This is a genomic window from Lonepinella sp. MS14435 (assembly GCF_042485795.1).
GTDB lineage: Bacteria > Pseudomonadota > Gammaproteobacteria > Enterobacterales > Pasteurellaceae > Lonepinella.
In genome coordinates this window covers 1141941-1166231 of the sequence record NZ_CP169368.1, presented here as the reverse complement: position 1 = coordinate 1166231, position 24291 = coordinate 1141941, and the positions used below count along the sequence as shown (strand labels likewise).

Sequence of the window (24291 nt, the reverse complement as noted above, 5' to 3'; positions counted from 1 at the left end):
TATTCTAAACTTATACTCGAATTACGACCCAATTTTCTAATCTTATTACCATCTATTTACCACCTCTCTTAAAACCATAAAGCTGTTCATCCTCTTCTAAAGAAAATATTGCCTTAGCAAGATAAAAATCTTCTTGAGTAGTAATTTTGATATTTTCAGATCCACATTCTACAATTGATACTTCTATTTCAGGAAAATAGTTCCTCACAATTGAACAAGAGTCAACGAATGAAAAATTATTTTCAACTTCAGCAAGTCTATGAGATTCTTTTAATAATTTAACATTAAATGTCTGTGGAGATCTTGCCATATAAGAAGTCTCTCGCGGAAGTACACCTATAATTTTTTCATTCTGTACTGACACCAAAGTTTCTTTGGCTTTAACACAGGTTATAGCAATTTGATTCTCACTGGCAACTTTTATATTCTCTTTAATTAAAGATTCGCTAATAAATGGTCTTACACCATCGTGTACCAGTACTATACCATCATCAATTTCTAATAATCCATTTCTTATTGATTCTTGTCCCGTGTCCCCTCCTGACACTATCTTTTTTACCTTTTTAATATGGTAATAATCTAATAACTCTTGTAAGTAGCTTTCCCATCTTTTCAGAATAACAACAATAACAGAATCAATATCATCAATTTTTTCAAAGACTTCTAGCGTATGGATAATAACTGGCTTCCCATAAATCTTCAAAAATTGCTTTGGCAGCACTTTTGAATTCATTCGAGAACCTGTACCTCCAGCAAAAATAAGAGCACAGTTCATTAATTTCTCCTAAACATTATTTAAAATAAAACTCAATTAATTAACTAAAACACAACAAAACCCTACCTAAAAATGAATAAAATAATAAAGAATAAAAATGAAACATACAAAATTCTGTTGTTGGAATAGATAGCTGCTAGGATAGAAAAATAGATAGAAAAATATCTAGGAATTAAATAAATATTCAAGAGGGAATTTACAATCGTACCTAACATCACCTAATAACATAAATCTTGTTCCTTTTTAGCGGAATTAACATTTGGATCCCAATCAAATGTGTAGCAATCAACTAATTTATCAGCCTTAAACACCTAAAGTGCGGTGTGTTTTGGAGCTTTTTTCGTGTTTCAAACTGAGCGTAATACACACGCACAGACACATCAAACAAATAGCCTAGCTCAGTAGTAGCGAGTTTCACCGCTTCAATTTTAAACTCAGGGCTAAATGTTCTTTTTCTTCTTTTGCTCATAATTTCCCCTCATTAAGTGTTGTTATTTTACCACTTATCGAGGACTGTTGGACTAGTGTACCACTACAATTTTCAGTTATCCAGAAAATATTCGTAAGACGATTTATATGACAAGAACTATTTTGTACTAGAATTTAGTCATCTCTTAAATGATTACCTTTAAGTGAAATTGGCATTTACACAAAAATGTGGGGCAGGCTCATTGGTGAACAGCTTATGAGATTTATTTTGATAGGGCGTTACACTTAGTTTGACGATTCAAGTTTACAAATATGCAATGCCCACCTAACTCTACAACATTCTGTATCTTTGAGCCACATAAACACAATACAACATTTCTACACAGGCAGAAATTGCCATTGCGATTGGAATAACCAAAATATGTTTATACAATAACAAACCTAACGCCATACTTATCCATAGGGATAAAAAAGCATAAAGTTGATTTTTCGTTACAAAAAAGGACTTTTTTTGAGCCAAAAACACAAAGTTAATATAACAACTCACAACCAACCAAGTTGCTACAGTTATACTCAAAATTACACTCGGAATATAGGCTTCAGGTAATTGACCATTTCCTAAAACATAAACAATTTTATCACCGAACAAGAGCATTAAAACAATTACAAATAAGCCCATAGGAAATTCGATCTTAATTAATTTTTTTATTTTATCAGCAGATAATTCATTAATCAGTTTTGGAAAAAGAGCAGTGTTTAATTGTATAAATATCGTTCTTGGAACAATGACTATTTTCTGAGCTAAGTCATAAATCGCCACTTCTCTCATACTAAAAAATGCTCCTAATATCCAAACAACCCCCTGATCTTTAATTGTTGCAATAATATTGGTTAAAAAAAATGGCGTACTTTCTTTGAGTAAAGGCTGTACTGCACTTGGCGATTGAAATTGTAGTTTTATTTTTTCAACCTTAATTAAAGCAAAAAAAGCAACCAATGCAGATAACAACACCTCTAAACTCATTATCCACGCAAACGCATTGAGATCATTTTTTTCTTTCACTAGAAAATAAATAAATGGAAGACATAGTATTTTTAGCAAACACTGAAATATTACCATTACTTTCATTCGCTGTATGGCTTGATAATACCACACTGGCAAAAATAGCGATGATAAAACTTGTAAATAGACAATCCATAAAATATCTTGATGTTGCTCAATCGTCCCCGACAAAAATAAGCTCACAATATAAAAAACAATCGTGGAAAAAATTAACAAATAAATCTTAGCAAAAAAAACTTTAGAAAATATAAGTTGTTTTTTCTGAATATCATTTCTATTTTCGGAAACTTCTTTTAATGCAGGCAAATCAAAGCCAAACGCAATAAAAACAGTGAAAACCGTTACAATAGAAAATGCAAAAACATACACTCCATACTGTTCAACTCCTATTTTTGAAATGACATAAGGATAGATTAATAGCAAGAAAAAGGATTTAAAGAAATACAAAACAGTCATAAAAATATAATTTTCGATAACCTTTTTATATTCACTTAAAAGTGATTTTATTTTTGCAATATTCATGATTACACTGTTCTAGGATTTTAAATTTACTTAGTTAAATTCTAGGAATAACCCTACATAGTCTAAGCCGTAATTCGTGCTATGCCACATATCTCTGCTAATGCTTTCAAACGACTATCAGATTTTGCTACATAAGGGTTGCTAGTATCCCAAGCATAACCTGCCAAAATCGAAGAAATCATGGCTCGAATTTCTGGGTTGGCATTTTTGGCATACACCACATCTTGGAAAGATCCGTCATACCAGCCATTAACATAAGTACGAAACGCATTGACACCCACCATTAATGGTTCGGTAAATTCTTTTTGCCAGTTAATTTGTTCACCTGCTAATTGTCGCACAATTAATGGTGCTGCCAAACGTGCGGAATGAAGCGCAATGGTTACTCCTGATGAAAAGACGGGATCAAGAAATTCTGCAGCATTGCCTAATAAAGCAAAATTTTTACCGTGCAGGCTTTTCACATTGGCTGAATAACCTTTGATATTGAGATAAGGAAAATCGGTTTCCCATTTGGCATTAACCAACAAACGTTTTAACACGGGCGAATCCAACGCAAATTGCTTCAATACAGATTCACTTTCTCCCGTTAATTTTTCTGGCAATCCCACCACACCAATGGAACAGCGATTATCCGCAAAGGGAATTAACCAAAGCCAGATATCCCGATGTTCAGGGTGAGTAGTGATTAAAATTTTATTACGATCATAAGTCGGATCGGAAATATTGTCTTCAATATGGGTAAAATGTGCAATTCGCATTGGCAAGTTAGAGGGAATATCTAAATTAAATAAACGTGGTAACACACGCCCATAACCACTTGCATCTAACACGAAACGAGCTTCTACTTGATAATGTTCAGATTGATCGGTATTCACCGTTAAAATCACGTTGTCATTGTGATTATCCACTGCTTCAACCGAATGCCCATAACGCACTACAGCACCTTTTTTCATCACTTCATCCGCTAAAATTTTATCAAAAATCGCCCGTCTTACTTGTAAGGTTGTGCCAGGTCCTGAGGTGAATTTTTGGTTAAAATCAAAATAAGCATAACGCTCGCCCCAGCTAAAGGCTGCACCATTTTTAAATTGGAACGTTGGTTCTGCTCGCACCGCATCCGCCAGTCCTGCCTGTTCGAGAATATCCATGGCGTAGGATAATAAACTCTCACCGATCACAAAACGTGGAAAATGCTGTTTTTCCAATAGCAACACGCTTAATCCTTGTTGTCTTAACAATGCAGCAGATACTGTACCTGATGGACCTGCACCAATAATCACGACATCAAATTTTTCCATAATATTTATTCCCTATCTTAAAAATCTAAACGTTAATAATAAACTGCATAATAAACCAATACTGACACTCAGCCCAAATGATGCTACCGCTGGTGTACTGCTTAAACAAAGTAATATAAATGAAATCAGCGTTGTGGTTGCCGCTAACGTCACCGCAATACGTTTATGTAAAATACTTTCTTGCACCGTTTGCATATACGCTGTGTAATCAATACTAATAGTTGACACCAACAACAAACCAAACATTGTAAATAGCGTAATAGGCAAATTTAGCCAAGCAAAAATAGCAATCGTGAAAATCACCGATGTAAGCGGAATAACTAACATTTTAGCACTACGCTTAACGCCAAAAAAGCGTATTAATAGCAAACTTGCTAAAACAAATGAAAGTAATTTAAGCCATGCGGCTTGATTGCGAGTTTGTTGAAAAGATTGATTTAAATGAGTACGTTTATCTTGCCAAAAAATATGTTGGTTATCGGCTAACAGAGCAATTTGATCAGAGTTTTTTAATCCTGAAAGTTTAATAATTGAGGCGACATGCTTTTCAGTAAAATGCCCCAAATAAAGACTTCGCCAACCTTCGCCTAATTGCATAGAAAGTGCTTGTTCAAGAGAAATCGGTTTAAAAGCATGAATTTCTTGCTGAATTAAATCAAAAGGCACACCAAATTGATCTAAAAGTGCGGTATTTTTTGCTGAAATTTTTTCAGTGAGTCGAGAAATAAAATCTTGTTGCTCGGAAAATGGCATTATCCATTGGCTTATAGATTGAAATTTTTCAATATTACCTTGTATTTTTTGTTGTGCTAACTGTTCTGATAATTGCTTATCTAATGCCAATAATTGCTCGGTATTTTCTGCTTGCAATAAAAAGTATTGGCTATTCAATTCAATGCCTGTAATTTCACTGATTTTTTGTGCTTGTTGAATCAAATCCATGGGTAAAGCCACCCATTGACGAATATCATCTCGCCATTGACTGCGGTATAAACCGATAAACGTCAAAATAATTAATACTATCGCCAACCCTTTTTCCATGGAAAAATAGTATTTTTTTAACCGCACTATGGATAAATAACGGGATAAAAAACGGAAGAAAGAAAATGACGAAATAAGCGAAGTAGGTTGGTAATATTTAAAGAATAAGGGTAAATAACACTGTGTACAAAGCATCGCACAGATTAATGCTACGCTAGAAAATAGTGAAGTTTGTTTTAAGATAGGTAAATGAGTAAATCCCAATAATCCATAGCCAAGCAAAGTAATCAATAAGGTTAGACCGAATGTTAAAGTCAATCCTTGCATCTGTTTTTGTGCTTGCCAAGGAAAAACAAAAAGTGATGAAGCAAACCAATGCAGGGGAAAATCAATCAACACCCCTACCAAACTTGTGCCAATGACTAAAGTTAAAATATGAATTTGCCCGAAAAATTGCACGGTCGCCACAATACCACAGAGCATACCGACAATAATCGGCAAAAATAAACTGAATATTCGCCACGTTCTAAATACACTGAATAACAATAGCAAGGTTAAACCCATGCCTAAACTTGCCATTAAAGTACTTTCCGTGCTAGCTTGCTGTTTAGCCTGAGCAGAAAAAATGGCAGCCCCTGTTATATAAAATTGTCCCTTTTGTTGCAAAACCTGTTGTTGACTTTGTTGCAACAAGGGTAACAAATTCTGATCTGGCGAAATAAAATTTTGTGGTGATAATTCAGCTCTAATCACGACCCAAGTGAAATCGCCTTGAGTACGATATAACATTCCAGTTTGCATATCCCATTGTAATTGACTTAACTGTTGTGACTGAGCTAATACAAATCGCCCCAATCCTAGCCAATCTTGCGATAAAGGAAGTAAATTAGTTTGATGAAAAGGATTAACGATCTGTTCCGTATATTGTTGAAAATATTGTTCGGGCGTATTGAGTAACTGATCCCTGATATTCGGTGGCAATACCGCTAATTTTAATTGCTGTATTTCCTGTTTAAGTTGATTTAAATCAGGTTGAATTTTATGAATAACCTTTTGAAAAATAGTGCTAGTTTGCCAAGTTTGGCTAATCTGTTCAGCTAACCTAAAGGCATTTTCTCTGGAATGATGACCGATTACCGCAATAATTTGCTGATTGAATTGACTTTCTTGCTGGCTATCGGCCCATTGCTGAATAGGTTGCCATTGGCTTTCTTGTGGTAATAGGCTATGTAAATCTGTGTCTAACCATTTTTCAGATTGCCATTGTTGCATAAATAACAAAACCATACCGACTAAAATAGCTAAAAAAAACCAGCGAAACCATTTTATTAATTTGGTTTGATAAAGAACATAAAGCGCGGTGCTTTTTTTAAGCATTTTTATCTCTCTATGGCTTACTGCAATGATTGTTGTGCAAAATTTGATAAAGGTTGATTTTGTAATAGTTGGTTAAACTGAATTTCCGTACGATCACCTTGTTTTTCATCTAAACGGATATGTTGCACATTGTCATTACCCGTAATCACGATTTGCGTAAAAATCTGCTGCATTAACAAGCTACTCGGTTTAAGTGTTAACGTCCAATTCTCGGTTTGCCCCGTTAAAGCCATATCAAATTGTGATTGCAAAGCAGATAAATTGCCTGAAAGCAAACCTAGAAATAAACCGATCTGTCCCGATTGCCCTAATTTATTTTGAGTAACCCATTCACCATTTAAATATTGGCTAATGCCTTGTGGTGTAATACGTAATTGACTGCTGAACGGCTGTTGCATTTGCCATAACAAACCACGGTTTTTAACCAAGCAAAATTCACCTGTGGCAATAATGGGTTTAGGTAACGCATTTAAAAAACGTTGTTGCTCAAATTGACCTTGTACATTATCAGGCTTTTGCAATAACGCCACTAAGTCAGCTTGTGAAAACGCTAAAGCCAAAGGTGAAAATAGGCTAAACAAGAAAAGTAAAAGCGTCTTTTTCATTTTTATTCCTTTTTATTTCTTATTCCTTGGGACAAAACCCGCTATATTGCTCAATGGCAGCACGCCACGATGATGGCGTTTGAAATTGCATTTCTTTGCTTGCAATCTCAACCGCCACTTGTGTTGTACTGGCAGTAGTGAGCTTTTGCCCTGTTTGAGCATCAAAAAAGGTATAATCAATGCGTAAACAGGTTTCATATTCCACCACGCCCAACTCCACTCGAATTTTTTGACGAAAAAAAGTCGGTTTAATGTATTTCACATTAAGCTGAACAACTGGCCAAGCATAGCCTTGCTCTCGCATAATATGATAATGGTAGTGAATATCTTCTAAAAAGGCACAACGTGCTAATTCTAAATATTTCACATAATGACCATGCCACATAATATCCATTGAATCCACATCAAAAAAAGCGATGTCGTATTCAGAGCTATGTTTAGCGTAATAATGAGATTTGCGTTTCATTTAGCCTGCTTACGTTTTTAATTACTTAACAATGTCGCCTTTAAGTGCCACACCTGAAATTAAATTGCCTGCATGGCATTCAAATTCTGTCGCACTGGAATAAACGTTTTTCTTAATTGATAGAAAGATGATGTGTTGTATCACGTGCGGAACAAGCTGCAAGCACCAACGCTGCAATGGTAATTGAGATTAATTTAAATTTCATAATAACTCCTTGTTATGATTGATAAGAATTCGTTTTTTTCGCCCAAAAATCGTAAAAATTAAACCACATTAACGGATTTTGAACGCATTGTTGTGCAAGTAAATCTGCATAATCTTGCATAGATGTTGCAATTCTTTGTTGGCGAAGTTTACCTGCCCCCGTTAAATTGCAATGAAATTTGCGTAAAATTAAATGATATTGACCGCACTTTTTTACACAAAAAACAGTATTTATGGGGATTTTTAATAGACTTGCTAGCAACCAAGCTCCCTGCGGAAATTCTGCTTCTTTACCTAAAAAATTCACTGGCAAAGTTTTATGTCCTTTGACAGGAATACGATCCCCAGCCAATGCAATCCATTCTCCACGCTCAATACATTGTTGTAATTCCAACATTTTAGCCGCATCAAGATTTTCCACTTGAATTAAACATAAATCATCTGCTCCCGCTTGTATTAAAGCTCGATTAAATTCTTCTGCATGGCGACTATGTACTAATATATTTAACTTAAAATGACGGTGATGACCTTGATTTACCAATGCACGACAAATTTCTACATTACCGAAATGAGAGCAAATAAGCAACTGCCCTCGCTGATTTTTTTGTTCCATTTCAGCATAAAGATTATCAGGATCATCTATCATCAAATCGGTATAACGAATTTTTCTCTGCCAAACAGAAAAACAATCCGTAATTGATTCTCCAAATGCTAAAAATTGCCGAAATACTGCCCATTTTGGTAACTTAACGTATGGGAAAGTGCGGTGTAAATATTGTTGATATTGGCAAATATATCCTCGCATTTTTTTGCTTGTTGCCCAGAAATACACCACCACCCAAAAAGTAATCAAACGAATTAACCAAAGTGGGCAATATTTTACAATTACTCTTGTTAAAGTTAAGAAAAAACGGTTCCCTCGTTCTTGTTGTTTCGCCCAATGTGATGCTTTCACTGTCATGACATTTTTCCTGTGAACAATCGAGCCAACATAGTAAAAAATAAACGAGCGTGCATTTTGCTAATCCGTATATTATCCGCCCAGCCTTGAAAATGAGAAATGCCACCTAGTTCATATTTTACTGGTGTTTCAACCCAGTAAAAGGGAATTTTTCGCCAATGGCTATACACTAAAATTTCGCTATCAAATTCCATTCGATCGCCTAATTTGGTACTTTGTAAAATCGGTATAATTTGAGCCAAAGGATACACTCGAAAACCACACATACCGTCTTTAATATCCAAAGAAAGGGTATTCACTGCCAGCCAAAAGTTAGTAATTTTACGACCATATAAACGAGATTTTGGGGCATCATCACCATAAACAGGTAATCCACAAATAAGTGCGGTAGAATTTTGTTGAGATTTTTCAATGAGTTTTATCACATCAGTTAAATCGTGCTGACCGTCTGCATCTACTTGCAAGGCATGGCTAAAGCCTTGGTCAAAAGCAAGCTGTAATCCCGTTTTTAGTGCTGCTCCCTTACCTTTATTTTCAGGGTGATAAACAATTTCTACATTTTGTTGCACAAGATGAGAAATGGTGATTTTGTGTTGCTCACTTGAGCCATCATCAACCACCATAATAGGTAAATCATAACTCCTTAATTTCTCAATGACGTTGGGTAAAGTATCAGAATGGTTATAATGGGGAATAATCACCACAGGCTTAAAACTCATCTACAGGCTCCATACAGATTTTTTCAAAATCAATGCGTTTAATTTTAGATTGACTATTGCGTGGCAGTCTATCGCTGAATCGCCAAAAACGTGGTAAAGCTAATTTTTCTTGTGATTGGGCTAAATACTGTTTTAATTGATTAATCAATAATTTTCGATCCGCTAAAAGTTGCTGTTTTCCCACCGCACTTAATGCAATCCACGCCACTGGACGTTGGTACTCTGGGTGTAAACCTAGATAACAATCTTCCACCCATAGATGTTTGAGTAGATCTTGTTCGATTTTCACTAAAGAAATGCGTTTATCACCTAATTTAACAATTCTATCCGCTCGTCCAAGCAGATTAAAATTACCTTGTTCAATTTCCACTATATCTTTAGTTTGTTCCCTTGCATCAATCCACGGCGATTTCACCCAAAGCTCACCTTGTTCATTTTGCCCAATTTCTACCCCTAAAAAAGGCTTCCAAAGGGAGTGTCCACAACGTAATGCAATTCCCCCTGTTTCACTACTACCATAAATTTCAGTAACAGGAAATCCCACTTTATTTTGTACAGATTGAGCAGTATTTTCAGGTAATGCCCCACCAGAAGAAAAAATCCCAACAAATTGCGATTTAATCGGATCTAAAATGGCTAAATTCATATTGTTAAGCAAGGTTGGACTAGTTACCCATACGACTTTTTCATATTGATGTGTTTCTGCCACCAAGGTTTCTGGGTAAAGATGCTGTTTTGTACCCAATTGCCAACCCATAATTAACGGAAAAAATACCCGAAAGGTTAAACCATAAAGATGTTGTACACTTACAGATCCCAATACTGTAACTTGAGATCCTCTTTCAAACGGTAACATTTGGGATAATGCATAAACCTCTTTATACAGTTGACTGGCTGTACGTGGAATAATTTGAGCATTGCCTGTACTACCAGAAGTTTTTAATAAAATCGGCGTAATATTATCGGCATCTAAATAAGGAACAGAATCTACCCTATTCTCTCTGATTTGTTCACTAATAAACTGACCAAGATTGGTTTCCGTAATAAACAAATCTGCGTTAGCTTCAACCCAATGTTGATTTTCTGCCAATAAATTAGGTGGTAATAAAACAGTTATATTTGTCTTTAAACAAGCCAATAAAACACAGGTAAATTGGTAAGTATCTTCAATCCATAAACCAACGGATTGAATATTTTGAGCTTTCAATTTTTGTTCAATATGCTGACATTGTTGTCGCATTTGCGAAGAAATAAAAAACATATTGCCTTACTCTTTTTCCTTTTGTAAAAACTGACGGACCAACCATTCACCGATCATAACCACTGCCATTAAAATATACGATATTACACCACTATAAATCGCCCATAGATCGAAGCGTTGATAGGTAATAAAGGCGGTACATAAACCAATATTTAAACTAAATACTGCACACCACAGTATCGTAACTTTTCTGGTATAACTAATAGCCTTAGTAGGTAAATCAGGTGTTTTTAAACGTGCCAAACGTTCCACCACAGTTTGCTTTTGCCATAAACTGCTAGCAAAAATTATCAGTAAAAAAACATTAATTAGCACAGGATACCAATAAAGTGTATCCAAACGGCGAAAAGCGGTGATACCAACAAATAGCAACATCATCAACAACGAAAAATATCGCATTGGCTGACGTTCATAAATCGCTCTTGCTCCCCATAACAACGCAAAAAGTGCGGGGAAAAAAAATAAAATATTTATCTGACCATGTTTATGTTGCCATAACCAAAGTAATGGATAGCTTATACTCACTAAGGTGAGTAATAAATTAATCAGTCTTTTCATTGAAAAATTAACAAACCGCTACCACAAATTTCGCCCATTGTTTTTAACTGAAACGCAAGGCGATTTTTTTCTTCAGACCATTCTAGTTGCAGTGTAAATTGATCTTCAGGGCGTAAAAATTTCTGAAACTTCAGTTTATCAATACGTACTAATTTTTTCATTTTCAACGCTGACCAAAGCTGATAACTTTTATCCATTACCCATTGTACTTCCACCACACCTGGTACCAGCGGAAAATGACTAAAATGCCCGTCAAAATAACGTAAATTATGAGGTACTTTGCCAATCAGCAGATAGCCATCTTCTAGTGTTTTTTGCTCAAGCCAAAGGGGATTGAGTGGCTTATTTAAATTAGACATTAACCGAGCTACTTAATTTTTTTACCGCATCAATCACATCTTGCACAGTACGTACATTACGGAAATCTTCCGCCTGTAATTTATAGCCAGTTTGGCGTTTAATATAATCAATCAAATCAATAGCATCAATGCTATCAATTTCTAAATCTTGATATAAATGGGTTTCTGGCTTAATTTGTTCTTCATCAATTTCAAACAAAGATACCAATGCCTTGGTTAAAATATCTTTAATTTCTTGTTCTGTCATGCTTTACCCCTGTTTTGAGCGAATAAAAGCAGCGAGTGTAGCAACGCTTTTAAAATGTTCTCTTAACTGCTGTTGCTCACTTTCTAATTGTAAGCCAAATTTTTTCTGAATGGCTAAACCCAGCTCTAAAGCATCAACTGAGTCTAAACCTAAACCATCATCACTAAATAATGGCAGGTCATCATCAATATCTTCCTCTGCTACTTCTTCTAGTGCAAGGCTATCAATAATTAATTGTTTAATCTGTTGTTCTAGTTCCATTTTCAGTCCTTGTTTGAGTATTAAAATAATCTTCTAAATAGGCATTTAAACGCCGTGAAGCAATCGGTAACGGCTTTTCTGCCAACCACGTAGCGGGTAAAATATCCTCACCCACCATGAATTGATACCGAATGCGACATTGGGGCAGTTTATACCATGGTTGTCCTTTTTTAAAATTCAGTGGCGACATTTTGATCACCACAGGAGTAATCACATCTGCACTACGCAAGCCCACCGACACCGCCCCACGGTTAAATTTGACGACGCCATCCCAGCCAGTGCGTGTGCCTTCCGGGAAAATCAGCAAGGCTTCACGGTTTAGGGTGTCGGCACATTTTTCTAATAAGGCTTCCGACTGGCAATTTGGAATAAAACCGCATGCTTTAATCGGACTCGACATGGACGGATTATCCATTAAATCAGGCTTTACAATGCAGTTCATTTTCGGCTGTTTGGCAAAAATCAGCACTACATCAAGCAAAGACGGGTGATTTGCTAAAATCAACTGCCCCTTGCGCCCGAGTTTCTCAAAGCCTTGATATTCCACGCTTAAAATGCCAAACCAGCCCAAGCATTTCACAAAAAATGCCCAAGTTCGGCTTACAATCGCGCGTCCTTTGGCTAAACTTTCAGGCGTATGATTTGGGTAACGCTTCGCGTAAGGATAGAGCACGATTTTAAACAGCACGCCGACCACACCAAACAGCACAAAGCCAAGCAATGTGCCGAGAAAACGGCGCAACCAGTCTAACTTTTCAACCATTGCCAGTGTCCTTTACGGCTTGCACTTCGCCACGTTTTCGCGCCTAAATATTGCTGTTGCACCCAAAGCAAGGCGTTGTCATCGCAAGATTTTAGCTTCTCATCAGTCTGCAAACTGAGCTGAAATTGCGTTCCTTTTTCTACCACTAACGCCAAAGAATACCCAAATGGCAAACGCTCCACTGGCGCAACGTCATATTCAGCATTTAGTGGCATTTCGGCAATTACGACCAACACGCGCTCGTGCCCGTCATTGAGCAATAAATAGGCTTCGAGCAATGCGGTTTCAAAATTATCTTTCGTGGCACTAATCGCGGTGCATTCGCTGGTTACCTGTTGCATTTCCGACCACTGCCCGATTAAGGCGTTATGCACGGAAAGACTAAAGGAAGTCGGCGAGACATCACCTTCGGTCAGCAAACTTTGCCACAAGGCAAAACTGCGGTTCATCTCGCTATTCAGTGAAGCGTAAACCACAGGCATATTTGCAAAATCTTGCCCAAATTGCCACGCACTTTCAAAAAACAGTCGCGCCGATTCGCTTAAACGGCGGCGTTTTAAGGGCGCTAAAAATGCCAAAGCTGGCTTGCTCTCTTGCCACTCTGGCGCAAGGGCTTGCCATTCAGCTTGTGGCGTTTTCCAGTCCTGCTCACTTAACGCTTTATTCGTTACTATTTTCCACGCTGGAATGGAAATTGAAAATTGACAGGCTTGCATAGTTCTCGTTATTTAAATTTGCAAATTAGTGAAAAAAAATCACCGCACATTATGGTCTGTTGATCTTTTGCGATTAAGGTTTAATCACAAAGTAAAGTATTTCCCCCCTCTCAGGGGGGATTAAGGGGGTAATCTGCATTGAAACAATGTTTGATTTCTCACCCCACCCTAACCCTCCCCTGAAAGGGGAGAGAATTGCTTATTTACACTTCATAAATAGCCTAAAATTTATACTTAAAAGTTCAACACAGCTTAGCTTAGAAATTACGGAATAAAGTATTCACAATTAAATCTGCTTGACCTTGTGCGCCTGTTTCACGAACTTTAACCTTTTCTTCCGCACGGCGTTTATAGCCTAACGATGCAAGTTTTTGGCGACCTTCAAATACATAAAATTTACCACGTTGTACGGAATCGTGGCTCACGGTGATATTATAGGTTAATCTGAACGGGCATTGTTCTTGTCGGGAAATGACTTTTGCTTTTAATCCTTTTTTCACTAAACTATTTTTTAAATAATTAGAAAATTCGGGGATTTTATCATTTGTATTTTTTTGAATGCAAACTTCTTTTAAATCTGAGCGAGCTTCCACAGGATTATCATTAGTAATCACGGTAGTACAAGCCCCAAGAGCAAGTGTTGCTAAAATAAGAGAGAGTTTTTTCATAGTCAGTTTCCTTTTTATTTAATTATATCAAAGCAAGTTACCCTTGCCAGCGTTTAAAAATCAATGACGTATTCACACCGCCAAAGGCAAAATTATTATTCATCACATAATCCGTTTGAATATATTTTCCGTCACCTTGAATGTAATCTAATTTACCACAGCGTTCATCAATATTATCCAGATTAATAGTCGGTGCAAACCAACCATCACGCATCATTTCAATAGAAAACCAAGATTCTAACGCACCACAAGCTCCAAGTGTATGCCCTAGATAACTTTTTTGTGAACTCAGTGGAATATGCCCGAATACAGCTTCGGTTGCTAAGGTTTCTGCAATATCACCTTGCTCTGTAGCAGTACCATGCCCGCTCACGTAACCAATTTGCTGAGGTGATAATTGAGCATCTTTTAACGCCAGTTCCATACAGCGTTGCATGGTTTCCTTTTGCGGACGAGTAACATGGCTACCGTCACTATTTGCCCCATAACCGACTACTTCGGCAATAATATTCGCCCCACGAGCGATAGCATGTTCTAATTCTTCTAACACAAAAATACCCGCACCCTCACCGATCACTAGACCATCTCGATCCTTATCATAAGGGCGTGGCGTTAATTTAGGATTATCGCAATTCCGACTCGCCGCATAAAGGCTATCAAATACATAGACTTCGGATGGGCAAAATTCTTCGCCACCACCCGCTAACATCATTGGAATTAGCCCATATTTAATTGATTCATAAGCATAACCAATAGCTTGGCTACCCGAAGAACAAGCACTTGAAGTAGGAATAATCCGTCCCGTTAAACCAAAAAAGATTCCGATATTAGCGGCAGTAGTATGCGGCATCATACGAACATAAGTATTGGCATTAAAACCATCGGATTTTCCTGTCATAAGCAATTCGGCGGCATCTTTTATATCGTTAGTTGAGCCTGTTGATGAGCCACAAGCAACACCCATTCGTCCATCTTTTAACCATGGTAGAATGACACCATGATCATCAAGCAAATTTGCATTGGCTAAAGCTCGCTCGCTGGCATCTACCACAAATTGTGATACACGTCCAAGACTACGTAATTGTTTTCTATTCCAATGTTTAGGTGGCTGATAATGCTGAATTTCAGCCCCAAGTCGTGCTTCTAATTCAGGATAACGTTCCAGCCAATCTTGCTTGGTTGCCACTGCATTCTGCTTACGCTGAAAAGCCGATTTAATACTTTGCCAATCCTTACCCAACGCTGTTAAACCACCGATTCCTGTTACGACTACTCGTTTCATGTTGTTCCTTGTTTAACTCTTTAACCTTTGTTTTTTAATAAGGCGATAATTTCTTTTAAACTTGCAATTTCATTATCTTTTTGTTGAATAATTTGATTTTTAAATTCATCTGCTACTTTTAATTTTTCTAATTCTAATAATATCGCATTATTGTCGCCATAATAATTTGAGCTCTGTTGGCTATTTTCACTAATCAATACGCAAATATTTCGTTCATTTAATAGTTCTGTTAAATCAATGTTAAAAATATGTGCAATTTTTTCTAATTTATCTAGGTATAATCTTGTTTCACCCCGTTCAAACTTGGCATAACCGCTTGGCGACATATTTAATTTCTCTGCCATTTCTTCTTGTGACCAATTATGTTCTTCTCGCATAAGTCTGATTTTTTGATTGGGGGTCATGTTGATTACCTTTTAAATTAAATTTGTTCTAATCGTGTAAATTTGTCGAATTTGTTTGTATTCAAAATACAAATAACATAGATATTGTACTTTTGGTTCATTGAGAAAATACAAACTGTTAGATAGAATAAAGCCAAATAGATTTTCATCTATTCGACAACGTTAAAATTACCACATTTAGAAGGAATATTCTATGAAAAAAACAGCTATTTTAACCGCGCTTCTCGCTATCAGTGCAACCAGTACAGCCAATGCAGATAACTTCAAAGGTTGGGCAGTAGGTGCGGAAATTAACTCTGTTAAGCATGAAGCAACAATGCCCGTTCAAGTTTATAACAACTACTATAGTGGGCATGTAGATTTAAACACAACAAGTTCTCGCAAAGTGTCTGTTGGTGGTTTTGGTCAGTTTGCATTCACTTTTGCACAAAAATTTACAGGTATTGCCGAAATTAAATTCCGTTCAGGCGGTTCAAAATCAACGCACTCTGCAGTTGCAGATTATTATGTCAAAGAAAAAGCAAACTTTAGCGCAACTTATGCACAAGGCTATCAAATTACCGATAAAATTTTACCTTACGTTAAAATTGGTTATGCTGTTTCTAGCCTAGATATTCAAGATAGCTATAAATCAGATACAATCGGCGCTCACGGTGTGATTTATGGTTTGGGTGTAAAATATTCCATTACACCAAACGTGATTGCAGGTCTGGAATATACTAAAGCAAGATTAGAAGATAGCTCAGCCAGTACATCAGATTACAAAGTCAAACTTGATAATATCGGTTTAAATGTAAGTTATCGTTTTTAGTTGTTTAGGGTGTGTTGGTCTTTGTTTAAAACAAATATAAACATGATATTTACTTTCTCATTTTTATTCTATGGAGACATCAAATGAAAAAATTTCTTTTCTTCTTATTTCCGCTGTTTCTGACTGGATGTATGGCGTTGCAAGCCGATCCCGCCTTATTACGGGGAACTGAATCCAACACCACCCCATTGTTACCAAATGACTATACGGTTACTGCCACGCTAACACCTGAACTTGCGAGTCAGATGTCCGCTGAAAATCTTGATAACTTAGTGCAACAATCCACGGATTATGCCATAAGAGAAGCCAATATTTTTGCTAATAAAGGCAATGGTACTTATATCATTCATGCTCATGTCACGCAAGCCAGTCAAGCCATGTTTGGGGCTGGTAGATTCAACGGGAAATTAGAAATTAATTATCAGGTCAAGGATCCAAACAACAGCATTGTATTTGAAAAAAGTTATTACACCGAAGCAGGATCGGATAGATGGTATTTCGCAGCTCAAAAACGCCATACACGTTCAAGAATTGTTAATGTCTCTAAAAACGTTAATCAGTTCGTCAAAGACTTTAATCAGTATTTGAAAGAAAAAACGACCACCAAAAAGTCCACGAAAACCAAAAGTAAAACTAAGAAAAAAAGTAAGTAAGAAAATAGGGGATAATTGCTTATCCCCTTTCTTATCTAACACAACCCACCATTCACGGCAATCACCTGTCTAGTAATATAAGCCGCTTTTTCATCAAACTTCATATTTTATCTCTTTGTTTTATATGCCTGTTTCGGATGATTTTTTACCGTTGGATAAGCTAACTCTAATTTTCCATTTTTAACTAAAACATTTAAATAATTTTTCCGTAAGGTATCCGGTTTTTTATTTAAAAGTGTGGCTAAATCTGACAACGTAATATAGCGAGAGCATAATTGTAAAATCACATTAATTATGTTTTCTCTCCCCACTTTATGTGCATTGCCTTGAACTTGGACTGCAATATGCTTTAGTTCTGTCCAATACATTTTATCATCTTCACTAAATGCCGGAGTTAGCTCCGGACTTTCACTAAATGCCGGAGTTAGCTCCGGACTTTCACTAAATGCCGGAGTTAGCTCCGGACTTTCACTAAATGCCGGAGTTAGCTCCGGACTTTCACTAAATGCCGGAGTTAGCTCCGGATTTTTCACAAAATCACTTTGTGCAAGCTGTAATCCCAAAGAGTTATCTGGCGTAGGGATTTCTATATCCGGTCTGTGGTAAATTTTTAATTTTTGATCTCCGCTTGACGTAATGATATTAAGGCTTTTTAGTTTTACCAAAGCAAGTGTTATATCTCTTGAATGACCTTGTACAAGTGTGCATAACTGCGAATAATCTAATTTATCATTTGAATAAATAGTAATTGCAATGCTTCTTTCCAATTCTGATAATTGCAAAAATTGCTCGCCATAATGTCTCTTCAATTCTTCGATAATCTCCTGTGGATATAAAGCAAGCATTTGTAACATCAATATGGTTTGTTCATTTGGCTCAATAATCTCTTTGAGCAATGGCATACTCCAATGCTGACTTTTCCAGCCGCTTAAAATTCGTGGCAATCCAGATCCTGCTTGATCGCCAAAACGAATATAGCGAAACATTTGTGCCAAAATTCGATTACGGCAATCCGCTTCTCCACCTTTTAAAGCAATATCAATAGGTACACGCATCAATCCGGGATTACGAAAACGAAATGAATTTTGTGTTTTTATAATAGAAATTGATGCTTTATCACTATAATCTGCGTGAATTAACGTATTCACTAACGCTTCTCGTAATGCAATATGTACCGGCGTATCTTCTAATCTTGCACCATTTTCAATTTTAAATGGGATTTTCAAATCCTGAGTTAGCTTACGGTAAACTCGTTGAGAAAAATCATATAAATTGCCAGACCATCTTCCATCCAGTGTTAGCCTATCAACCCAGCGAATTTCAGTCGGATCTTCGGGTTGTTCTTGATAATCTAACATATAAAATGGAAAAACTTCTTGAATAGCGGTATGCACGCCAAACATCAATAATCCTGCAACGGTTAAGCCTTCCATTTTCGTTTCACGATCAACACGATAAGCATTAAGTTTCTTTAAGAAATTCAAATCATCTAATTCATTCCAAGGATGAGTGGGATCTAAATTCATATATTTTTGACGATAATTACGCAACGACTGTAAATCTAAATCATCTAATGAATAATTTTCTAATATTCGGCTATCACGAGATTCTTCATTTTTCTCGGCTAACATTCTCGTTATATCGTGATCATTGATTTTCTGATCAGCTTCATAAGCTCTACGATAACTGTTACCAAAAGGATTGCCATTTAAAAAGACAGGTTTTTCTTGTCGCTTAGCACGGCGTACATAAATAACTAAAAAATATTTTCCGTCTAATTCAAATTCTTGTACTGCTGAATTTGAAAGCAAATTGATACTTACTTTATTGCGGTTATTTGCAATATCAAATAGATTTTTCTTTAATTGTTCAACATTCGGAATGCCTAGCGGAATAAATTTCCCTTTTTTTTCCTGCACGCCTAAAACAATATAGCCACCATTAGTATTTGCCAATGCACTATAGCTTTCCCACATATCTTTTGGCAATGAACCTTTACCATCCGCACCCATTGCGGACTTACATTCCAATTCCGAAGATTCTTTAAGAAGTGCCAATTCATTGAGCGTAAATTCTTGAAGAAAAAAACTATTCATTCTATCAACCTATATTTGCTCGCCTAACACAACCCACCATTCACTGCAATCACTTGTCTGGTAATATATGCTGCTTTTTCATCCAACAAAAATGCGACTGCATGGGCGATTTCATCAGGATTGCCCATTCGCCCTACGGGGATCATTTTTAAAATTTCGGCAACAGGCACATTTTCATCAACAATATCCGTATCAATCAAACCGGGTGCCACGCAGTTTACCGTGATTTTTCGTTTGGCAAGCTCTAACGCCAAGGCTTTTGCCGCCCCGATAATGCCCGCTTTGGAAGCACTATAATTGACTTGCCCACGATTACCAATTAAACCTGAAACAGAGGTAATGCAAACAATTCTTCCGTCTTTACGACGGCGGATCATTGGCATGATGATCGGGTGCAGTACATTATAAAAGCCGTCCAAATTGGTTCGTAAGACCTGATCCCAATCTTCATCAGTAAAGGCAGGAAAAGCATTATCTCGGGTTAACCCTGCATTTAATACTACGCCATAATAGGCACCAAATTGTTCCACATCTGCGGTTAATTTTTCCTTGGTTTCAAGGCGATTGGCGACATCAAACTGCAATATTCGGGCATTTTGTCCAAGCTCACGAATACGTTCTGCCACCGCTTCTGCTTCATCAATTCGGCTACGGCAATGCACGATAATATCATAGCCCTGTTCCGCTAAATTCAATGCAATGGCTTTACCAATGCCACGGCTCGATCCTGTAATTAATACACTTTTTGTCATGTTATACGACTTCCTTTTCATCATAAGGACTAAATACGTTCAACGCCCCTTCCATTAATACTTGATGATTGGATAAATCAATCAGTTGGCAATCAAATACGCCAAATCCCATGCTATCTTGTAGGGATAATTTCACTTGTATTTGCAAGGGTTGGTTAATGGGTAAAGCATCACAATAAATAGATAATTTACGAGAACCCAGTAAATAACCTAAACGTACTTGTTCCCCTTTTTGTAATGCTATACAACCTGCCCAAGCTGCAATGCCTTGGGCTAAAATTTCTAAGCCAACAAAGCTAGCTACTTTGCTTTGTGTAACAAATATATTATCCGATTTTACGACTGTTTCTGCGGTTAAAAAATCTGCTCCAAAAGCAGTCACACAATCCAGCAACGCCATTTCACCACTTTGTGGAATTAAGGGGGCGACATCATTAATTGGACAGGTTAAATCAATCATGACATTCTCCTAAAATTAACACCGCATTATTTCCACCAAAAGCAAAAGAACTGCTTGCTCCGATACGTTTTTCTCCTTGCCAATGACTGTTCTTATCGGTCAGACAAATGTTAGCCATGGTTGGATCGGGCTGATTATCCCATAATTGAGCAGGTAATACACCATTCGGATTGATCTTTCGACTAATCGTTGCCCATAAAATTGCTGCCTCCACGGCACCTGCTGCACCTAAGGTATGCCCTGTATGAGGTTTAGTGCTAGTGCAAGGTAATTGTTCTCCAAATACATTCACGACTGCCAAGGCTTCCATTTGATCATTATGATTCGTACCTGTCCCATGTAAATTAATCCAACCTACTTGATCGGCATTTAATTCTGCTTTCCTTAAAGCGTGCTGAAACGCAGAAATTGCCCCATTTCCTGTAGGATCGGGAGATGACATGTGATGAGCATCACTGCTTGAGCCATAACCCAAAAGTTCCACATAATCATCTTGGTCATCTATCAGAAGTGGTGTTTTACTCATCAAAAATACAGCAGATCCCTCGCCAATATTAATCCCCTGTCGATTCGCAGAAAACGGGTTAGTTTGCTGTTCGGACAATACTGAAAGGGAATGGAAACCGCTAACTGTTAATGGTGAAAGAGTATCTACGCCTCCACAAATTACCGCATCACAAAGATCCGCTTGCAACAAGCGAGCAGCACTGATTAATGCCCTTGCCCCTGAAGTACAAGCGGTGGAAATACCATAGGTCAGACCTTGCAAATCATAAACTGCCGCAATAAAATCCGCTGGGGCTGAAAATAAACATTGTTGTTGATTAAAATCTTTCTCTTGCCAGTTTTGATTGTGAACAAAAGACTGAAATACTGGAATATTTTCATCAGCACCAGTGGTAGAAGAACCCATTACCACGGCAATCCGTTGTTTACCAAATTGACTAATCGCTTGCTGAATTTGTGACTCAATTTGTTGCAAACTATGCCATAACAACTGATTATTACGACTATAATGAATAGGATCAAGATGATCAGGGAATGCCCGTAAAGGAATAGCCACTTCGCCTAAATAATACGGTTTCGCTTGAATTTGATGCTGACTAAACACATGATTCGTTTGTTTTAAAGGTGATTTTTCCGCCAAAAGTGCGGTGAAATTTTGCCTAATTCCATCACCTAAACAGGTTGTAATAGCTGGGGACATTAAATAAAGTTTATTCATGATGATCCCCTTGTGAAATCTCACTAATCCGCCAATAGGAATTATCATCTAACAGGATTCGGAAACTATTTTGATTAGGCTGAACCAGCCAAATTGGATGATTACCTAACCAGTAGATCTTATGATTGTGATCAATTTTAACCTGACTAAATTTAAATACTGATGTTGTCGGATTTAATTCTGTTGCCAACGCAGAAAACAGTTTCTCCGCTTGTTTATTCGGCATAATAAAACCGTCATTTTGCCAACCGTTCTCCGTTAGAACTACTCTAGCCAATGGTGCTCCTAAAATATCTGTCTGCACCCAACGCCATTGTGTTGGGTTAAATTGTATAGATAATAAACTTTGCTGTTTAAGCGTTACATTGACATTTTCTAATAATAACGGATTTCGTATGATGTTAGAGAAATCAGTAGAATGATTAAATTGTTCAATTTTAAACACACGAATGTTTTCTTTTTGAACAGGAAGTTGCTGCACTTGTAACGAAGTGCAACTGGTTATAAAAAAAACGAAAATAAAGAAAAAATATTTTTTCATCTCAGCAATATATTTATTAAAATTATTCGCCAGATCTTAACATATAATCTACAAAGTGCGGTGATTTTTAACAAAAAAATAAAGCCAGTCAACTGACTGACTGGCTTATAATGGTGGAAACTATCGCCATGCTTTAAACTGATTAATCAATCCATTAGTTGAACTATCATGACTTACTACTTTTTCACTATCTTTTAATTCAGGTAAAATGCGATTTGCTAGCTGTTTACCTAACTCAACACCCCATTGATCGAAGCTGAAAATATTAAAAATAACACCCTGTACGAAAATTTTGTGTTCATACATCGCAATTAAAGCCCCTAAGGTGAACGGTGTAATTTTTTGCACTAAAATTGAGTTAGTGGGTTTGTTACCTGTAAATACTTTAAATGGCACAATGTCTTTCACATCATCCAAATTCTTACCGGCTTTGACAAATTCTGCTTCGACTTCTTGTTGGGTTTTACCAAACGCAAGAGCTTCCGTTTGAGCAAAGAAGTTAGAGAGTAATTTCTCGTGATGATCCGCTAATGGATTATGGGTTTGAGCTGGTGCAATAAAATCACAAGGAATTAAACTGGTGCCTTGATGAATTAATTGATAGAACGCATGTTGACCATTGGTACCTGGTTCACCCCAAATAATCGGTCCAGTTTGGTAATTGGTGATCTCTTTGCCATCACGTCCGACATACTTACCATTGGATTCCATATTGCCTTGTTGGAAATAAGCTGCAAAACGGTGTAAATATTGGTCGTAAGGTAAAATCGCTTCGGTTTGTGCGCCTAAGAAACTGGTATTCCACAAGCCGACTAAAGCTAATGTGGTAGGGATATTTTGCTCAATCGGGGCAGTGCGGAAATGTTTATCCATTTCATGAGCGCCCGATAATAAGGCTTCAAAGTTTTCAAAACCAATCGATAAAGCAATAGATAAACCGATCGCTGACCATAAGGAATAACGACCACCAACCCAGTCCCAGAAGCCAAACATATTGTCAGTGTCAATACCAAATTTCGCTACATCTGTTGCATTGGTAGAAAGTGCGGCGAAATGTTTTGCAATGTGTTTTTCATCTTTAGCTTGAGCCAAGAACCAGTCACGAGCCGATCCTGCATTGGTCATGGTTTCTTGGGTAGTGAATGTTTTAGAGGCGATTAAGAAAAGTGTGGTTTCTGGGTTCACTTTTTTCAAAGTTTCTGCAATATGCGTGCCGTCCACGTTAGACACAAAGTGCATAGTTAAATGATTTTTATACGGGCGTAACGCTTCCGTGACCATATAAGGACCAAGATCTGAACCGCCGATCCCGATATTCACCACATCCGTAATGGCTTTGCCAGTATAACCTTTCCATTCGCCTGAAATGACACGTTGGCAGAAACCTTTCATTTTAACGAGGACTTCGTTGACATCTGGCATGACATCTTTGCCGTCCACCAAAACAGGTTGGTTTGAACGGTTACGCAAAGCAGTGTGCAATACGGCACGATCTTCGGTACGGTTAATTTTCTCACCCGTAAACATCGCTTCAATCGCCGTTGCAAGCGAACATTCTTGCGCTAATTGACGTAATAATTTCAAGGTATCTTGATTAATATTGTTTTTAGAATAATCCACTAAGATTTCATGGTTAAACGTTAATGAATAATCTGCAAAGCGGTTTGGCTCTTGCGCAAAAAGTTGTTGAATGGTGGTTTTAGCAAAGGTCGCTTTGTGCTGCTCTAAGGCTTTCCACGCAGCTGTGGAGGTTGGATTAATGTTTTTCATTGTATTTCCTTTTATTTATAGGGATATACCCTGTTGAATCATAAAACTGCGGTTAAAAATA

26 protein-coding genes and 1 pseudogene are annotated in these 24291 nt (G+C 37.1%); 2 read left to right on the top strand and 25 right to left on the bottom strand.

The window, feature by feature from the left end:
- Positions 1–52 precede the first annotated feature (52 nt).
- The 19 genes and pseudogenes from O1Q80_RS05550 to O1Q80_RS05460 form a co-directional block, all read right to left on the bottom strand.
- A complete protein-coding gene (locus O1Q80_RS05550) occupies positions 53–775 on the bottom strand; it encodes a 2-C-methyl-D-erythritol 4-phosphate cytidylyltransferase (RefSeq protein WP_386690119.1) in 723 nt (240 codons plus the stop codon).
- Positions 776–1535: 760 nt separating this feature from the next.
- Positions 1536–2789: an oligosaccharide flippase family protein gene (locus O1Q80_RS05545; protein ID WP_386693561.1), complete on the bottom strand. Its 1254-nt coding sequence runs from the start codon at positions 2787–2789 to the stop codon at positions 1536–1538.
- 62 nt (positions 2790–2851) lie between these two features.
- Positions 2852–4090, bottom strand: a complete 1239-nt coding sequence (locus O1Q80_RS05540) for an NAD(P)/FAD-dependent oxidoreductase (RefSeq protein WP_386693559.1) — start codon at positions 4088–4090, stop codon at positions 2852–2854.
- Positions 4091–4102: 12 nt separating this feature from the next.
- Positions 4103–6448 carry an MMPL family transporter gene (locus O1Q80_RS05535; RefSeq protein WP_386693556.1) on the bottom strand — a complete coding sequence of 782 codons (2346 nt, stop codon included), beginning with the start codon at positions 6446–6448 and terminating at the stop codon, positions 4103–4105.
- A gap of 17 nt (positions 6449–6465) precedes the next feature.
- The gene (locus O1Q80_RS05530; protein WP_386693554.1) at positions 6466–7053 is read right to left on the bottom strand and encodes an outer membrane lipoprotein carrier protein LolA; all 588 of its coding nucleotides are present in this window, start codon (positions 7051–7053) and stop codon (positions 6466–6468) included.
- 19 nt (positions 7054–7072) lie between these two features.
- The gene (locus O1Q80_RS05525; RefSeq protein WP_386693552.1) at positions 7073–7519 is read right to left on the bottom strand and encodes an acyl-CoA thioesterase; all 447 of its coding nucleotides are present in this window, start codon (positions 7517–7519) and stop codon (positions 7073–7075) included.
- A gap of 21 nt (positions 7520–7540) precedes the next feature.
- Positions 7541–7633 (bottom strand): annotated as a pseudogene (locus O1Q80_RS05520) (excinuclease ABC subunit A); the annotation flags it as partial.
- A 103-nt stretch (positions 7634–7736) separates the two neighbouring features.
- Positions 7737–8684 carry a glycosyl transferase family 2 gene (locus O1Q80_RS05515; RefSeq protein WP_386693550.1) on the bottom strand — a complete coding sequence of 316 codons (948 nt, stop codon included), beginning with the start codon at positions 8682–8684 and terminating at the stop codon, positions 7737–7739.
- The gene (locus O1Q80_RS05510) at positions 8681–9403 is read right to left on the bottom strand and encodes a glycosyltransferase family 2 protein (RefSeq protein ID WP_386693548.1); all 723 of its coding nucleotides are present in this window, start codon (positions 9401–9403) and stop codon (positions 8681–8683) included. Before O1Q80_RS05510 ends, O1Q80_RS05515 begins: the two co-directional genes overlap by 4 nt.
- Positions 9393–10664 (bottom strand): AMP-binding protein, encoded by a 1272-nt coding sequence (locus O1Q80_RS05505; protein WP_386693546.1) that lies wholly within the window; start codon positions 10662–10664, stop codon positions 9393–9395. Before O1Q80_RS05505 ends, O1Q80_RS05510 begins: the two co-directional genes overlap by 11 nt.
- Positions 10665–10670: 6 nt before the next feature.
- The gene (locus O1Q80_RS05500; RefSeq protein ID WP_386693544.1) at positions 10671–11222 is read right to left on the bottom strand and encodes a hypothetical protein; all 552 of its coding nucleotides are present in this window, start codon (positions 11220–11222) and stop codon (positions 10671–10673) included.
- Positions 11219–11581 (bottom strand): hydroxymyristoyl-ACP dehydratase, encoded by a 363-nt coding sequence (locus O1Q80_RS05495; RefSeq protein WP_386693542.1) that lies wholly within the window; start codon positions 11579–11581, stop codon positions 11219–11221. Before O1Q80_RS05495 ends, O1Q80_RS05500 begins: the two co-directional genes overlap by 4 nt.
- Positions 11574–11828 (bottom strand): acyl carrier protein, encoded by a 255-nt coding sequence (locus O1Q80_RS05490; RefSeq protein ID WP_386693540.1) that lies wholly within the window; start codon positions 11826–11828, stop codon positions 11574–11576. The genes O1Q80_RS05495 and O1Q80_RS05490 overlap by 8 nt, the downstream gene beginning before the upstream one ends.
- A gap of 3 nt (positions 11829–11831) precedes the next feature.
- Positions 11832–12089, bottom strand: a complete 258-nt coding sequence (locus O1Q80_RS05485) for a phosphopantetheine-binding protein (protein ID WP_386693538.1) — start codon at positions 12087–12089, stop codon at positions 11832–11834.
- A complete protein-coding gene (locus tag O1Q80_RS05480; RefSeq protein ID WP_386693536.1) occupies positions 12067–12852 on the bottom strand; it encodes a lysophospholipid acyltransferase family protein in 786 nt (261 codons plus the stop codon). The genes O1Q80_RS05485 and O1Q80_RS05480 overlap by 23 nt, the downstream gene beginning before the upstream one ends.
- On the bottom strand, positions 12837–13568 hold the full coding sequence (locus O1Q80_RS05475; protein WP_386693534.1) for a beta-ketoacyl synthase chain length factor: 732 nt from the start codon (positions 13566–13568) through the stop codon (positions 12837–12839). Before O1Q80_RS05475 ends, O1Q80_RS05480 begins: the two co-directional genes overlap by 16 nt.
- Positions 13569–13825: 257 nt before the next feature.
- A complete protein-coding gene (locus tag O1Q80_RS05470; RefSeq protein WP_386693532.1) occupies positions 13826–14236 on the bottom strand; it encodes a hypothetical protein in 411 nt (136 codons plus the stop codon).
- A gap of 37 nt (positions 14237–14273) precedes the next feature.
- Positions 14274–15518 (bottom strand): beta-ketoacyl-ACP synthase, encoded by a 1245-nt coding sequence (locus O1Q80_RS05465; protein WP_386693530.1) that lies wholly within the window; start codon positions 15516–15518, stop codon positions 14274–14276.
- 20 nt (positions 15519–15538) lie between these two features.
- Positions 15539–15922, bottom strand: coding sequence for a helix-turn-helix domain-containing protein (locus O1Q80_RS05460; RefSeq protein WP_386693529.1), 384 nt, complete (start codon positions 15920–15922; stop codon positions 15539–15541).
- 193 nt (positions 15923–16115) lie between these two features.
- On the opposite strand from O1Q80_RS05460, the gene O1Q80_RS05455 reads away from it, so the two are divergent.
- Together O1Q80_RS05455 and O1Q80_RS05450 are read left to right on the top strand one after the other, a co-directional pair.
- Positions 16116–16733: an outer membrane protein gene (locus O1Q80_RS05455; RefSeq protein ID WP_386693526.1), complete on the top strand. Its 618-nt coding sequence runs from the start codon at positions 16116–16118 to the stop codon at positions 16731–16733.
- A gap of 83 nt (positions 16734–16816) precedes the next feature.
- On the top strand, positions 16817–17386 hold the full coding sequence (locus O1Q80_RS05450; RefSeq protein ID WP_386693524.1) for a hypothetical protein: 570 nt from the start codon (positions 16817–16819) through the stop codon (positions 17384–17386).
- Positions 17387–17493: 107 nt separating this feature from the next.
- Here O1Q80_RS05450 and O1Q80_RS05445 read toward each other — a convergent pair whose 3' ends face one another.
- The 6 genes from O1Q80_RS05445 to pgi form a co-directional block, all read right to left on the bottom strand.
- Entirely contained in the window at positions 17494–19482 is a 1989-nt protein-coding gene (locus O1Q80_RS05445; RefSeq protein ID WP_386693522.1) for an RNA-binding domain-containing protein, read from the bottom strand.
- Between the two features lie 23 nt (positions 19483–19505).
- A complete protein-coding gene (fabG, locus tag O1Q80_RS05440) occupies positions 19506–20234 on the bottom strand; it encodes a 3-oxoacyl-ACP reductase FabG (protein ID WP_386693521.1) in 729 nt (242 codons plus the stop codon).
- Between the two features lies 1 nt (position 20235).
- On the bottom strand, positions 20236–20694 hold the full coding sequence (locus tag O1Q80_RS05435; protein WP_386693518.1) for a dehydratase: 459 nt from the start codon (positions 20692–20694) through the stop codon (positions 20236–20238).
- Positions 20687–21919: a beta-ketoacyl-ACP synthase gene (locus O1Q80_RS05430; protein WP_386693516.1), complete on the bottom strand. Its 1233-nt coding sequence runs from the start codon at positions 21917–21919 to the stop codon at positions 20687–20689. Before O1Q80_RS05430 ends, O1Q80_RS05435 begins: the two co-directional genes overlap by 8 nt.
- A complete protein-coding gene (locus tag O1Q80_RS05425) occupies positions 21912–22364 on the bottom strand; it encodes a hypothetical protein (protein WP_386693514.1) in 453 nt (150 codons plus the stop codon). The genes O1Q80_RS05430 and O1Q80_RS05425 overlap by 8 nt, the downstream gene beginning before the upstream one ends.
- 216 nt (positions 22365–22580) lie before the next feature.
- Positions 22581–24230, bottom strand: a complete 1650-nt coding sequence (gene pgi, locus O1Q80_RS05420; RefSeq protein ID WP_386693512.1) for a glucose-6-phosphate isomerase — start codon at positions 24228–24230, stop codon at positions 22581–22583.
- Between the last annotated feature and the right edge of the window lie 61 nt (positions 24231–24291).